The sequence below is a fragment of the Microcoleus sp. BROC3 genome (assembly GCF_036702515.1).
GTDB lineage: Bacteria > Cyanobacteriota > Cyanobacteriia > Cyanobacteriales > Microcoleaceae > Microcoleus.
Window position 1 is genome coordinate 47,436 of record NZ_JAUBTQ010000011.1, and the last position, 13,747, is coordinate 61,182.

The window sequence follows — 13,747 nt, forward strand, 5'->3', positions numbered from 1 at the left end:
CTTCACAGAAGCAAAATGCTTGGGGAGACGATGCACCTGCGTCTAGCTCTGCAAAGAGTCAAGTGCAAGCAGTGTCGGCTTTCCCGAGAATCCCCCGCCTAATCAAGCGCGGGGAGTGTCAGGTACATTATTCAGTTCTCGTTCCTTGTCTTACCGAGAGGAGAGTCTTCATGACCATTAGTCCTCCAGAGCGAGAGGTAAAAGCTAGGGTAGTAGTCGATAAGAATCCGGTTCCAACCTCCTTCGAGAAGTGGTCAAAACCAGGTCATTTCGATCGCACTCTAGCTAAGGGGCCAAAAACCACCACTTGGATTTGGAACCTCCACGCTAACGCTCACGACTTTGACAGTCATACAAGTGACTTAGAAGACGTTTCGCGCAAAATCTTTAGCGCTCACTTCGGCCACTTGGCAGTAATCTTCGTGTGGATCAGTGGCGCATATTTCCACGGCGCTAAATTTTCCAATTACGAAGCTTGGCTGACTAATCCTACAGCCATCAAGCCCAGCGCTCAAGTGGTCTGGCCGATTTTTGGTCAAGAAATTTTAAATGCAGATGTAGGCGGCGGCTTTCACGGAATTCAGATCACCTCTGGTCTATTCCAGTGGTGGCGCGCCAACGGCATCACTAACTCATACCAGCTATATTGCACTGCGATCGGCGCCCTGGTAATGGCAGCCCTGATGCTATTTGCCGGTTGGTTCCACTATCACGTCCGCGCTCCGAAACTGGAATGGTTCCAGAACGTGGAATCGATGATGAACCACCACTTGGCTGTGTTGTTGGGCTGCGGCTGCTTGGGCTACGCGGGACAGCAAATTCACGTTTCGCTGCCGATCAACGCTTGCATGGACGCGATCGATGCAGGCTCACCGCTGAGAGTCGGCGGCAAGCTGATCAAAACAGTTGCTGACATCCCCCTGCCGCACGAGTGGATTTTGACACCGGGCTTGATGGCTGACATCTACCCGAGTTTCGCTAAAGGTTTAACCCCCTTCTTCACCCTCAACTGGGGCGCATATACAGACTTCCTGACCTTCAAAGGCGGTCTGAACCCCACAACAGGCGGTTTGTGGCTGACTGATACAACACACCACCACTTAGCTTTGGCAGTGCTGTTCATCGTCGCTGGTCATATGTACCGGACGAACTGGGGCATCGGCCACAGCATGAAAGAAATCCTAGAGAACCACAAAGGCCCCTTCACTGGTGAAGGTCACAAAGGTCTCTACGAAATCCTGACTAATTCTTGGCACGCGCAACTGTCGATTAACTTGGCACTGATGGGCTCTCTGAGCATCATCGTCGCCCACCATATGTATGCGATGCCTCCGTATCCGTACATCGCGACGGACTACCCGACTCAGCTATCCCTGTTCACCCACCACATGTGGATCGGCGGATTCCTGATTGTTGGAGCAGCCGCTCACGGAGCAATCTTCATGGTTCGGGATTACGAACCCGCTGGAAATGTCAACAACTTGTTGGATCGCGTGATCCGGCATCGGGATGCGATCATTTCCCACCTGAACTGGGTTTGTATATTCTTGGGCTTCCACAGCTTCGGTCTGTACGTTCACAACGACACGATGCGGGCTTTCGGTCGTCCTCAAGATTTGTTCTCCGATACCGGGATTCAGTTGCGTCCGATATTTGCCCAGTGGGTGCAAAACATCCACGCCTTGGCTCCGGGCACAACAGCGCCTAATGCAACGGAAATCGTCAGCCATGCTTTTGGCGGCGGTGCAGTAGTAGTCGCGGGCAAAGTAGCGATGATGCCGATCGAGTTGGGTACGGCGGATTTCATGATCCACCACATCCACGCTTTCACCATTCACGTTACAGTCCTGATTCTCTTGAAGGGCGTGTTGTTCGCACGCAGTTCTCGCTTGATTCCCGACAAAGCTAACTTGGGCTTCCGGTTCCCTTGCGACGGCCCCGGCCGTGGCGGCACCTGCCAAGTTTCTGGTTGGGATCACGTGTTCCTCGGCCTGTTCTGGATGTACAACTGCATCTCGATCGTGATTTTCCACTTTAGCTGGAAAATGCAGTCGGACGTGTGGGGAACAGTATCGTCAGACGGCACAATTTCTCACATCACCGGGGGCAATTTCGCACAAAGTGCCCTCACGATTAACGGCTGGCTGCGGGACTTCCTGTGGGCCCAAGCTTCTCAGGTAATTCAGTCCTACGGTTCGGCACTGTCGGCCTACGGTCTGATGTTCCTAGCTGGACACTTCGTCTTCGCCTTCAGCTTGATGTTCCTGTTCAGCGGTCGCGGCTACTGGCAAGAACTGATTGAGTCAATTGTTTGGGCTCACAACAAGCTCAAGGTAGCTCCGTCGATTCAGCCTCGCGCTCTGAGCATTATTCAGGGTCGGGCTGTGGGTGTAGCTCACTACCTCCTAGGAGGAATTGTCACTACGTGGGCATTTTTCCTAGCGCGAATCATTTCGGTAGGGTAAACTACCCCTAGGTTTTGGATTCTCGATTTGGGAGGAATCTCAAATCGAGAATCCAAACTCGGAACCGAATCCCTTCAACTTTGTTCAGGATTCAGGATTAATCAAGGCTTATGGCAACGAAATTTCCAAAATTTAGCCAAGACCTTGCCCAAGACCCGACCACACGGCGGATCTGGTACGGGATTGCCACAGCGCACGACTTTGAAAGCCACGATGGCATGACCGAAGAAAATCTTTACCAAAAGATTTTTGCTTCTCACTTCGGCCACCTAGCAATCATTTTCTTGTGGACTTCGGGCAGCCTGTTCCACGTAGCATGGCAAGGTAACTTTGAACAGTGGATTAAAGACCCTCTAAACGTCCGCCCGATCGCTCACGCGATTTGGGACCCGCAATTCGGCGCTCCTGCTGTAGAAGCTTTCACTCAAGGGGGCGCTTCTAACCCGGTGGATATCTCTTACTCTGGTGTCTACCATTGGTGGTTCACCCAAGGGATTCGGACAAACGCCGACCTGTATCAAGGAGCTATCTTCTTGCTACTACTGGCGGCTGTCTTCCTGTTCGCAGGTTGGTTGCACCTCCAGCCCAAGTACCGCCCCAGCTTGTCTTGGTTCAAAAATGCTGAATCTCGCCTCAACCACCACTTGGCTGGTTTGTTCGGTGTCAGCTCTTTGGCTTGGACTGGTCACATGGTTCACGTTGCTATCCCCGAATCTCGCGGACAGCACGTAGGTTGGGACAACTTCCTGTCTACCCCGCCTCACCCGGCCGGTTTGGCTCCGTTCTTCACTGGTAACTGGGGCGTATACGCCGAGAATCCAGATGCAGCGAACCATGTCTTCGGTACTTCCGAAGGCGCTGGAACCGCAATTCTGACTTTCTTGGGTGGCTTCCACCCTCAAACAGAATCCCTGTGGCTGACAGACATCGCTCACCACCACTTGGCGATCGCAGTTCTGTTTATCGTTGCCGGTCATATGTACCGGACTAACTTCGGTATCGGTCACAGCATCAAAGAGATGTTGGATTCTAAGGCTGGTTTGGTCGGCGGCAAGAGTGAAGGGCAGTTCAACTTGCCTCACCAAGGCTTGTATGAAACCTACAACAACTCGCTGCACTTCCAACTGGCATTTCACCTCGCTGCTTTGGGCGTAATTACCTCCCTGGTAGCACAGCATATGTACGCGATGCCCCCCTACGCTTTTATAGGTAAGGACTTCACGACTCAGGCTGCGCTTTACACCCACCACCAGTACATTGCTGGATTCATCATGGTCGGCGCTTTCGCCCACGGAGCTATCTTCTTGGTGCGGGACTACGATCCTGAAGCAAACAAAGGCAACGTGCTCGATCGCGTGTTGCAGCACAAAGAAGCGATTATCTCTCACTTGAGCTGGGTGTCGCTGTTCTTGGGCTTCCACACTCTCGGCTTGTACGTTCACAATGACGTTGTAGTCGCTTTCGGAACTCCTGAAAAGCAAATCTTGATTGAACCAGTGTTCGCACAGTTCATCCAAGCTGCTCACGGGAAGGCTCTCTACGGCATGGACGTGCTGTTGTCTAACCCTGACAGCATTGCTTCTACCGCTTGGCCGAACTACGGCAACGTATGGCTCCCAGGCTGGTTGGATGCGATTAACAGCGGTACTAATTCTCTGTTCTTGGCGATCGGACCTGGCGATTTCTTGGTTCACCACGCGATCGCACTAGGCTTGCACACCACCACCTTGATCTTGGTCAAGGGCGCTCTGGATGCACGCGGTTCTAAGCTGATGCCGGACAAAAAAGACTTCGGTTATGCTTTCCCTTGCGACGGCCCCGGCCGTGGCGGTACTTGCGACATCTCTGCTTGGGACGCGATGTACCTGTCTGTATTCTGGATGTTGAACACCCTAGCTTGGGTAACGTTCTACTGGCACTGGAAGCACCTGGGCATCTGGCAAGGTAACGTGGCTCAGTTCAATGAGTCTTCTACCTACCTGATGGGCTGGTTCCGCGATTACCTCTGGCTGTATTCTTCTCAGTTGATCAACGGTTACAACCCGTATGGTACTAACAACTTGTCAGTCTGGGCTTGGATGTTCTTATTCGGACACCTTGTTTGGGCAACTGGTTTCATGTTCCTGATCTCTTGGAGAGGTTACTGGCAAGAGTTGATCGAGACTTTGGTTTGGGCTCACGAGCGCACTCCTTTGGCTAACTTGGTTCGCTGGAAAGACAAGCCTGTTGCTTTGTCCATCGTCCAAGGTCGTTTGGTTGGCTTAGTTCACTTTACTGTGGGCAACGTCCTCACTTACGCGGCCTTTGTAATTGCCTCGACAGCCGGGAAATTCGGGTAACTCTGAACTCTGGTTTCTAGGTAATTAACTAAAATCCCCTGCCTTCTGGCGGGGGATTTTTTTGTATATTTCTGTAAGGAATTACCGCATAGGAAACAGTGCTATAAAGAAGAGAACGCATCAAATATTCATGTTCCTATTATCGTGTCTGAATTATTCAACCGCATCCCTGGACGAACCTATTTATTACTAGCAATCATAATTTTTGCTGCCTCTAACTCTGTCATTCGCAAATTGACCGATTTAGGAGCGCAGAACCCGATCGACGGCAGAAATTTGATTTCACTTTGTAATGTTTTATTTGTAGGGAATCTCTGCGCGTTAGCAGTTTTATTCGTGGTTTATCGCCAGCAATGTACGCTGCAAAATTTCCGATCGATTCCCAGTAAAACATGGTGGGGGTTGATCGGAATTTCTTTGCTATCTGGGGCATTGGCTCCAGCCTTAACTTTTATGGCGTTGGATTTAACCGCTGTCAATAATGTGGTACTGATTGGACGCATCGAGCCGCCTCTGATTTTAGCGCTGTCCATTCTAATTTTGGGCGATCGCGTCAATGTTTGGGTGATTGCCGGGGCGATGGTTTCGTTTGTGGGTGTTGCACTGACTATTGTATTGCAAACCCCGACTACGGATATGATGGAGATGGGCGGATTGACGATCGGCAGAGGCGAATTCATGGCAGCAGCAGGGGCGATCGCGTTAGCTATTTCGACAATTATTAGTAAAGTCACACTCAAACAAATTCCGTTAGGATTGTTCTCTATTATCAGAACCACACTGGGAACAGTTGTTTTCTTTATTGCCGTTTTAATCTTATATACTCCCACCCACTTTATCGATGTTTTTGCGCCCTTCCTCTGGCAGTGGATGCTCGTCTATGGTGCGATTATTGTTGTTGGCGGACAACTGTCTTGGTTTACCGGACTAAAAACGACGGGCGCTGCAGATGTATCCCTCGCCAGTTCGTTTAGTCCCATCGCGGGGATTTTAGCCGCCTATTTGATTTTATCCGAAACGCCAACAACAGCTCAATACATCGGCGGCAGCATCATTTTAATCGGGATCGTTCTCAATCAAATTGGCGTTTTTCGCAAGCAAACCCAATCCGCGCCTCAATCTCCTGTAAGTCCGGCAAAAGAGATGGATCTGGAAGTGGGATTCAAAGGGATTTAATGGTTAATACCCAGCCTTAGTTACTTGTCATTACCAACATTTTTCAAACGACTGGGTTGTAAAATCAGCAGCCCAGCACATATCCATCAATCGACTAAATCCTCGCCATAGGGTTTGACAACCAGGAAGCCCATCATTTTTACGTCCCAGAAAACCTCCCAAACGGGCAACATATTTCCAAAACTCACCAAGACTTAAATTTTTTGACAACAAACCAAGGCGAGCGACTAAAATATTTAGCATGATCGGGGGTACAAAGTGTTGAGCCGGCAATTGGGGATGACTGCGACTAATTTGGCGTAGCTGTAATAATCGCACGGCGACGACCGCAAAAAACCCAAGTAATGTGACGCTTGGCATTGGCAGAATTTAATTGACGTTTTTCGATCGCACAACCAGTTTTCAGGCACTTATGATATTCTTCAATCAACCAGCGACAAGCGTACCAGTCGAGTTGGATTAAGGCAGAGTTGGCATCTGTTACAGGTACTGTTGTAAACAGAATCCATTCCAAATCACCATCTACTGACCAAGCACGTATACACCAACCATTAATTGGCTGCTGTTTTCTTTCATTACCCGTCGCTGGCGGTTGAATTATTAACGGTGACCAAGCAACCTGTAAATCCACATCACGCTTGGGTTCGCCATTGCGACCACGTAGCACAATCGTTTTGAGTGCCATTGGTTTCAAGCTACGAGAAAATGCTTTAAGATGTCCTTTTGTTGCGTCTGGTTTGGTAATTACACGATTTTGAGTGACCCGCAATAAACAGTACCAATGCAATGCCGTAGTACGTCGGATATATGAAAAGATATCGCTGCCTCGGTCCCCAACACTTACCCACATTGAATTAACGGCTGGTGCTTCGCCGATTGATTCGACCATCTCCGACCAAATTTCACCTTCACTTTCGGTTCTGAGTAATTCCTGTGAAATGTTCTCAATTTCGAGATTTGGGCTCTGGTGACTGCGTACCCAAGGTATTTGTCCTGCCAGTCCCAGTATCTCCGGGTTTCCCGGCACTGGTACTACTGCCAAGCAATTATGCAGCATTATCCCTCGCCCTCTACCGTCGCCGATATGTCCTAACCCTTCTATGTTTCGTGCTTTTGTGTAATCTAGTTCTGATGTGTCCTGGATAAATAGGACAACCTTCTGCGAGCTGTTTTTGGCTCTTGCTTTAGTTGCGGTCGTATGTGGTTTAATCAACTCACTGTGAGTAACTTCTGCTTCTGCAAACAATCTGTAGGCTGCTCTGACTTCATTCCAGCCTTCCATGATATTGGGTAGACTTGCTGCTGGGTTCGCTCCGAGTGCTGCTCCTACGACTATCGCTCTGTCTGTACGACGACTATCCCCTAACTCGGCATCTCCCCACTGTTCAACAGCCCAAGTCTTGAGGTCTGTGAAATTACTCAATTTCATACTCTGACTCTAATACACCTCAGTTCCACTTTAAAATATGTTGGTAATGACAAGGCCTAAAGGCGAGGGGCGATCGAGTCAAAACTTAAAAGGGATGGGAATATACTACAGATTCTTAGTTACAATAAGTAACCCTAGAAGTTGATATTCGCAACAGTCCGATTAATGTTCATCGGCGGGAGAATGCGAAGCCGTTGGCTGAGTCTGTCAAGCAGAAATAAAAGTGCGATCGCCACTACATTTGTGAGGTAGTCTGCTGGAAGGAAGTCATGACACAGTGGTATAAGGAAGACCTCGCATATATTCATGATGTTGGGCATAGCGATTATGCTCTCAAATCTGCCCCTGCTATATTGAATATCTTGGCCCACAACAACCTACAACAAGGTTTAGTCGTGGACTTGGGTTGTGGCAGCGGATTATCCGCACTAGAATTCACAAAGGCTGGTTATCGGGTTCTGGGAGTTGATATTTCTGAGTCTTTGATTGCCATTGCCCGAAACCGAGTGCCAGATGGCGAGTTTCGAGTTGAGTCGCTGTTTAAAACTGATATCCCACCCTGTAATGCTGTCACTTCGATCGGCGAATGTTTGAATTATCTGTTTGATGCAGACAACGATCGCCAAAACCTGGTGCAATTTTTCCGTCGCATTTATCACGCCTTAACCGAGGGCGGTGTTTTCATTTTTGACATTGCAGAACCCGGACAGATTGTAGCTGGAAACACAACCAAAGGATTCACGGAAGGAAAAGATTGGATAGTTCTGGTTGAGAAGGAAGAAAATCAAGAGAATGAAACTTTAATTTGCCGCATCATTACTCTTCGTAAAGTAGGGGAAACCTACAGGCGAGATGAGGAAATACACTGTTTGCGGTTGTACAAGGCAAAAGATATTGCTGAAGCACTCGATCGCGTAGGTTTTCAAGTTCAAATCATAGGTAGTTACGGTGAGTACAACTTGCCAAAAGCTCATGCAGGATTCGTTGCACGTAAACCCATTTTAGAGGGCAACTCGATCGCATAAGTGACTTGAGGGTCGATCGGCCTTTTCACTCTACCACTCTGGCGATCGCCCTTACCCCCTCAAATCTCCCCATTCACCTGCATCTGATGCACCCGATCGGCCAATTCTTGCCAGGGATTTTCGTCTAGCTTGTAAATCGCCAGCATCCCTACATAGATAATTTCCTTAACTCTTAGTCGGGTTGCTAGCGCCTTTTTCTGCACAATTTCCTTGATGATGGGGCTGACTCCAATGGCGGTACGGGCTCTCCTCACAAACTAACCGGAGATTAACAACTTCGATTAAATCTTAGGACTTTTAACCTGAGTTTTTAGCTGCGATTCAACTTGTTTAACCGCGTTTTGACAAGACGCAACACAATGTGAAGTTAATCTATCAAAAAATGCTGACTTATCTAAGAAATATTACAAACTCTACCGTAAGATGAGTTGATGGTAAAGTTATCAATTGATGTGGAGAGTGATCGCTCTCCATCATCGCACCGAGCTAGAGACGAAGTTGAGTTTGGCTCAGACATCGGCTGCCGGCTTCTTAACCCTATGTCTCTGTAAATGACCGAGTGCTGACGATTCAATTTACCATCACAATTGGAGATTTTTCAATGAAACTCAGTAAATCTTTGGCAACGTTGTTGACATTAATTTGTATCACAGTCATAGTAGTGACTACTTTCAGATTAAGTCCTAGTTTCGCTCGTTCTCAGTCGGCGATGTCAGCACAAGAATCAGCAGGAAAAGTAACTACCGATCTGATTGCACAAGTTCCCGGAGGAAATTCTCTCTACAATAGGCTGGGAGGCTACAACGCGATCGCCACAGTCATTGATGATTCAGCAACTTTCATATTCGCTGACCCAGTAATTGGTAAATACTTTATTGGCTTGAGCACAAACTCAAAACAGAGGCTGCGTCAGTTGTTAGTGGATCAATTCTGCCAAGCGGCAGGGGGGCCTTGTGTTTATACAGGGCGGACTATGAAGCTTTCCCATAGTGGAATAGGTGGAGGTCTCACGAACAGTGAATTTAACGCTTTTGCTAATGGTGTATCCCAAGCTCTCGATAAAAATAGGGTCAATCAATCAGAGAAATTCGAAGTGCTGGCATTTGTTGAGAGTCTCAGAAGCAAGATTGTCGAAAAGTAATATGAAACGCTCGAATCTCCTCCTCTCGGTTGCATTTCTGCTGCTGTCAGGAATGGCAACGGCCGACGCAGCCCGTGCAAAACCGTCAGAGCCAACCACCGAGATGAAAGTTCCAGTATCCCCAATGCCGAGGCAGTCTTCTGAGCGCTTTTCCATGCCTGCTATTTTTGCTCCACCCCAGGCTCAATCCAACGATCGACCTTTTTGTTTTTATCAGCGCTCCGATAGCACGATAGTTGATTTGAGCAGACTGTGTGGGGCTAAGAGCACCGAAACGGGTACAAATACTAGATGGGAAAACGCTCCTGTTGAGGAGAAGAAGACCCCAATTTATTGGTAAAAAAATGAGAATTTGTTTCAGTAGACGAATTCCATAGGAGCGCCCTTGCCTTACTTCCCCCGAAGTGCGTGAAGCATAGCTATCCCGTAGGAAATCGCCCTCATCCCCTCAAATCTCGCCATTAACCTGCATTTGATGCACCTGATCGGCCAACTCTTGCAAGCGCTTTTCGTCCAACTCGTCGATCGCCAGCATCCCGACATAGATGATTTCCTTCAGCGTTAGTCGGGTTGCTAGCGCCTTTTTCTGCACAATTTCCTTGATGATGGGACTCACCCCGATGGCGGTACTGGCTCTAGTCACAAAGGTAACGGGAGATTAACAACTTCGACTAAATCTTAGCACCTTTAAGCTGAGCTTTTAGCTGCGATGCAAACTGCTTAAGCGCGTCTTGACAAGACGAAGCACAAGGTTTATAGTAGAAATGTGGAAAGGCCGATCGCCCTCATCCCCTCAAATCTCGCCATTCACCTGCATCTGATGCACCTTGTCAGCCAACTCTTGGCGGCTTTCCTTATCGAGTGCATCAATTGCCAGCATTCCCAAGTACACGACTTCCTTCTGAGTTAGTCTGGTCGCTTGGGCTTGTTTTTGAATGACTTCCTTAATCACGGAACTGACCGCGATCGCCGTATTAGTTTTTGCCACGAAGAATAATCAACGATTAATAACTTTCCTTGATATTAGCATCCCAGGTCGGATTAAGTACGATAATGTTTGACAAACCAAAGTTAATCATGCTATAGTGTAAAAAATACAAAAAATTGCTCGCCCCCGGTCTAGACAACTAAAAGCCGATCGACCTATTCCTCAATAATCTCCACCAAGTCCTCAATCATCACATCAAATGCCCGCGCTAACTTGTACAGGGCGGTAAAGTCAACCATTGATATTTCTGAACGACGAGCATAGCTGGTTATGGTGCTATAGATCACGCCCGATCGCTCAGCCACCTCCTTGAATGTCCAGCCCCTCTCGGCCGCTAACTCTCGCACTTTTACTCTGACTAAACCCATGCTTGACAAATAATGCAGTTGCGTTTTAAGATAATTGCATCTGAACAAGCGATCGCCCCCGGTCTAGACAACTAAAGGCCGATCTGCTACTCCTCCAAGATCTCAACTAAGTCCTCAATCATCACGTCAAAAGTCCGAGCTAACTTCCGCAGACAAGTAAAATCAACCGTCGTCAGCCCGGGAGTGCGGGCATAATGCTTGACAGTGTTGTACACCACCCCAGAACGTTCTGAAACTTCCTTGAATGTCCAACCTTTCTCAGCAGCTAGTTCTCTGACTTTAATTCTTACTAAACCCATGCTTGACAATGGGTGCTATAACACCTTAGAATAAATTTATCTAAAAAGCCGATCGCCCCCCGGCCTGGAAAACTAAAGGGCGATCGTCTGTAAAACCTAATCTGGACAGATTATTTCTTTCTATCAAAAAGTGCATTTGCCATATCCAGAAGTCTACTAACCATATCCAGAGGTGTACTAGCCATGATATCAGAAACTCCGGCAAAATCGCGAACGATCGCCGAATCCAAAATAATTCACAAATCGCCAATCCTGCATCCCCTGGCGAGATTCGTTACCGAAGAAACAGTCGCACTCCTGTTCAATATCTCAGCAGACGAGATTTACCGCATTGAATGCTGTCGCTACATGGTTTACGTGCACGCCAAAGGCATCAGCCGGTTTGTCAGCTACGCCGATTTTCCCCCGATTTTAGCAGTAAAGCCGATCGCGCTTCAAGATTTTGGCAGATGGTACAAACGCTGGAAAAGCAAGCAAGCACCAGCATTTTGGACGAAATTCTACACCCACAAGTTCAAAAAAGCTGTTTCAGTTGACAGCTTGCTGGAGTGGGGCCAATTGGTGGCTACTATTAAATCCGCAATTTCTGGGGCCGCGCTGCAACAGCTACGAGATGTCTATGCCCAAGAAAAAGATTTGATGGATAAATTTTAAAGTGCGATCGACTTAATCCTACTTGAACTTTCAATTAAATTTTAAAACACCTCATCTTCGATTCCCAGCCACCACTCCCCCAGATTCATTAAATCTTGTTGAATGTCGGCGAGTTCTGTAACATACTCTTCAGCAGAAATATCCGATCGCCTTTCTTGCAATTTTTTGAGTCGCAGTTGCACCAACAGCCAAGGTTTGGAAATCCCGTCAGTTGCTTCAATATATTTGGCTACGTCTTTGCTGTTCATAGTTATTGGTTATTAGTTATTTGTTATTTGTTTTCGTAATATCCTTTGCGGTTGTCTCCGAATCATTAAACTGCAGAGAACTCAGAGAACTCAGAGAAAAAGAAGAGAGAGATAAATGATTGCGATGCCAACTGCCTTGATATTATATCATTTTTGAAACGCCTTAAAAAAATTCTGATTTTTCCCAGTCGGTTTCAACCGACTTGCAGCTCTGAGCCAGGGGTTTAAACCCCTGGCTAACGGACTGGCGAACTTTTCAGCTAAGATGCCTCCCTTAAACATCCTTTACCTGTAATCCGAAGTCTGAATATTCTTAAGCTTCGCCGCATATTTCATGCCGTATTCCGGGCGGCAGAAGCGATCGAGCTGAGCCTCAAAGAAAGCCCGATTGGCCTTCAAATGCTTGGGATTCTGGTCATCTAAGGGATACAAAAGCGCCGTCCGCAAAGCTTGAATCACCGCCGAAGTAACGCAGTACATAGAACGCTGGAATGTCACCCCAATTTGATTGAGAATATCATCTTCGCCGCGACAGCGCTGTTTGTAGAAATCCATCAAATAAGGCGGCAGGAAATGCAGCATATCTTGTGCTAGCAAAGTCGGCGGAATGCCCGCCGTACCTACTAGGAATTTGTCTGCATAAAGCACTCCGTAGTGGAAGTCTTTTTGGTCGTCAGGAACTTCCCTAGCTTGAGCGTTGTAAGATTTGGTACCTCGGAACGGCGAAGTGCGGTAAAATATAGCTTCCACGTAAGGTAACGCTGCTTCGTAAAGCCAAGTGAAACCCTTAGATTTGGGAATGATTTCGTAGGTTTCGCCGTCGATTTGAACGTGGTGGTAAATTGGACGACCGGCGATCGCAAATATGCCATTTACCAAGAAATCCATCGCCTGCGGGACTGTGGTAATTTTCCCTTCGTCGTAAAGGTCGGAAGCTTCAAAAAACACCGGGGCCATTACTTCCCAGAATAAACCGAGATTGCTGTAATAAGACATTTGGCGGCACTGTTCTAAAAACATTTCTGGAAATGCTTTGTGGAGTGCCAGCATGAACGGGTCTTTTTTGAAGTAAGCTTTAATTGCCCGATCGGCATTAGCCTTATATTCGTCCGTGTCCAAATAAGGATCGAATTGATTGGTCGGCACGTACAAGCCCCGGTGCCAAAGCATTGACCTCATGCACTCTTCCGCAAATTCCATATTAATGCGATCGTGCCACAAATGATGAAACAGCCGCGGCATTTTACCAATTTCACCCTTCTCCATGAACTTTAAAAGTTCCGGGTGAGCGCTTCCAGTCCCCCGCCAGATCCGCAAATCTGCACCGTCGCCTGCATAGTGATTTTGCAAGTCCAAATACTCTTGGGGCAAGAAGTATTTAAAGAAAGGAAGCGGGTGTAAAAATACCCGTTCGGCGATGTAAAGCAAATCCCGCCAGTAGAAATCCATCGGCACTGCGTAAGCTTTCCAGATAGCGATAATTTGCATCAGATTTTCCGGCGTATCTGGAATCATCGCTCCGCCGGCTTCTAGTCTGTGAATTACTTCAGCAAATTCGTGCTTGGAAGGAGGTAGTTTAGTTGCTGGTTTATTAGGGGTATGTACCATTGTTTTT

Annotated in this window: 16 protein-coding genes; 7 read left to right on the forward strand and 9 right to left on the reverse strand. The window is 47.7% G+C overall.

Translation table 11 applies throughout. The features are described 5' to 3' along the window. Positions 1–170: 170 nt before the first annotated feature. From psaA to QUB30_RS09445, 3 genes are all read left to right on the forward strand, one after another. Entirely contained in the window at positions 171–2,465 is a 2,295-nt protein-coding gene (gene psaA / locus QUB30_RS09435; protein ID WP_333332311.1) for a photosystem I core protein PsaA, read from the forward strand. A gap of 110 nt (positions 2,466–2,575) precedes the next feature. Continuing rightward, the gene (gene psaB / locus QUB30_RS09440; protein ID WP_333064854.1) at positions 2,576–4,804 is read left to right on the forward strand and encodes a photosystem I core protein PsaB; all 2,229 of its coding nucleotides are present in this window, start codon (positions 2,576–2,578) and stop codon (positions 4,802–4,804) included. Between the two features lie 144 nt (positions 4,805–4,948). Beyond that, positions 4,949–5,980: a DMT family transporter gene (locus QUB30_RS09445; RefSeq protein WP_333332314.1), complete on the forward strand. Its 1,032-nt coding sequence runs from the start codon at positions 4,949–4,951 to the stop codon at positions 5,978–5,980. 30 nt (positions 5,981–6,010) lie between these two features. Here QUB30_RS09445 and QUB30_RS33790 read toward each other — a convergent pair whose 3' ends face one another. Together QUB30_RS33790 and QUB30_RS09450 are read right to left on the reverse strand one after the other, a co-directional pair. Beyond that, on the reverse strand, positions 6,011–6,340 hold the full coding sequence (locus tag QUB30_RS33790) for an IS4 family transposase (RefSeq protein ID WP_445300476.1): 330 nt from the start codon (positions 6,338–6,340) through the stop codon (positions 6,011–6,013). After that, a complete protein-coding gene (locus tag QUB30_RS09450; RefSeq protein ID WP_333332317.1) occupies positions 6,270–7,409 on the reverse strand; it encodes an IS4 family transposase in 1,140 nt (379 codons plus the stop codon). Before QUB30_RS09450 ends, QUB30_RS33790 begins: the two co-directional genes overlap by 71 nt. A 269-nt stretch (positions 7,410–7,678) precedes the next feature. On the opposite strand from QUB30_RS09450, the gene QUB30_RS09455 reads away from it, so the two are divergent. Then, entirely contained in the window at positions 7,679–8,434 is a 756-nt protein-coding gene (locus QUB30_RS09455; protein ID WP_333332320.1) for a class I SAM-dependent methyltransferase, read from the forward strand. A 59-nt stretch (positions 8,435–8,493) separates the two neighbouring features. Here the strand turns inward: QUB30_RS09455 and QUB30_RS09460 are convergent, their stop codons facing one another. Next, positions 8,494–8,688 (reverse strand): hypothetical protein, encoded by a 195-nt coding sequence (locus QUB30_RS09460; protein WP_333332324.1) that lies wholly within the window; start codon positions 8,686–8,688, stop codon positions 8,494–8,496. A 305-nt stretch (positions 8,689–8,993) separates the two neighbouring features. Between QUB30_RS09460 and QUB30_RS09465 the strand changes: the two genes are divergently transcribed. Both QUB30_RS09465 and QUB30_RS09470 read left to right on the forward strand, forming a co-directional pair. Beyond that, a complete protein-coding gene (locus tag QUB30_RS09465; protein ID WP_333332327.1) occupies positions 8,994–9,575 on the forward strand; it encodes a group 1 truncated hemoglobin in 582 nt (193 codons plus the stop codon). A gap of 1 nt (position 9,576) precedes the next feature. Further along, positions 9,577–9,915, forward strand: coding sequence for a hypothetical protein (locus QUB30_RS09470; RefSeq protein ID WP_333332330.1), 339 nt, complete (start codon positions 9,577–9,579; stop codon positions 9,913–9,915). A gap of 108 nt (positions 9,916–10,023) precedes the next feature. Here QUB30_RS09470 and QUB30_RS09475 read toward each other — a convergent pair whose 3' ends face one another. The 4 genes from QUB30_RS09475 to QUB30_RS09490 all read right to left on the reverse strand — a co-directional run bounded on the left by QUB30_RS09475 (position 10,024) and on the right by QUB30_RS09490 (position 11,230). Further along, on the reverse strand, positions 10,024–10,218 hold the full coding sequence (locus QUB30_RS09475; protein WP_333332333.1) for a hypothetical protein: 195 nt from the start codon (positions 10,216–10,218) through the stop codon (positions 10,024–10,026). A 150-nt stretch (positions 10,219–10,368) separates the two neighbouring features. Further along, positions 10,369–10,563, reverse strand: coding sequence for a hypothetical protein (locus QUB30_RS09480; protein WP_236506337.1), 195 nt, complete (start codon positions 10,561–10,563; stop codon positions 10,369–10,371). A gap of 155 nt (positions 10,564–10,718) precedes the next feature. After that, positions 10,719–10,931 carry a helix-turn-helix domain-containing protein gene (locus tag QUB30_RS09485; RefSeq protein WP_006631308.1) on the reverse strand — a complete coding sequence of 71 codons (213 nt, stop codon included), beginning with the start codon at positions 10,929–10,931 and terminating at the stop codon, positions 10,719–10,721. Positions 10,932–11,017: 86 nt separating this feature from the next. After that, entirely contained in the window at positions 11,018–11,230 is a 213-nt protein-coding gene (locus QUB30_RS09490; protein WP_333332336.1) for a helix-turn-helix transcriptional regulator, read from the reverse strand. A gap of 183 nt (positions 11,231–11,413) precedes the next feature. On the opposite strand from QUB30_RS09490, the gene QUB30_RS09495 reads away from it, so the two are divergent. Continuing rightward, positions 11,414–11,884, forward strand: a complete 471-nt coding sequence (locus QUB30_RS09495; protein ID WP_333332339.1) for a hypothetical protein — start codon at positions 11,414–11,416, stop codon at positions 11,882–11,884. Between the two features lie 41 nt (positions 11,885–11,925). Here QUB30_RS09495 and QUB30_RS09500 read toward each other — a convergent pair whose 3' ends face one another. Both QUB30_RS09500 and QUB30_RS09505 read right to left on the reverse strand, forming a co-directional pair. After that, on the reverse strand, positions 11,926–12,132 hold the full coding sequence (locus QUB30_RS09500; RefSeq protein WP_333240163.1) for a hypothetical protein: 207 nt from the start codon (positions 12,130–12,132) through the stop codon (positions 11,926–11,928). A gap of 285 nt (positions 12,133–12,417) precedes the next feature. Further along, a complete protein-coding gene (locus QUB30_RS09505; protein ID WP_333332343.1) occupies positions 12,418–13,740 on the reverse strand; it encodes a CO2 hydration protein in 1,323 nt (440 codons plus the stop codon). Between the last annotated feature and the right edge of the window lie 7 nt (positions 13,741–13,747).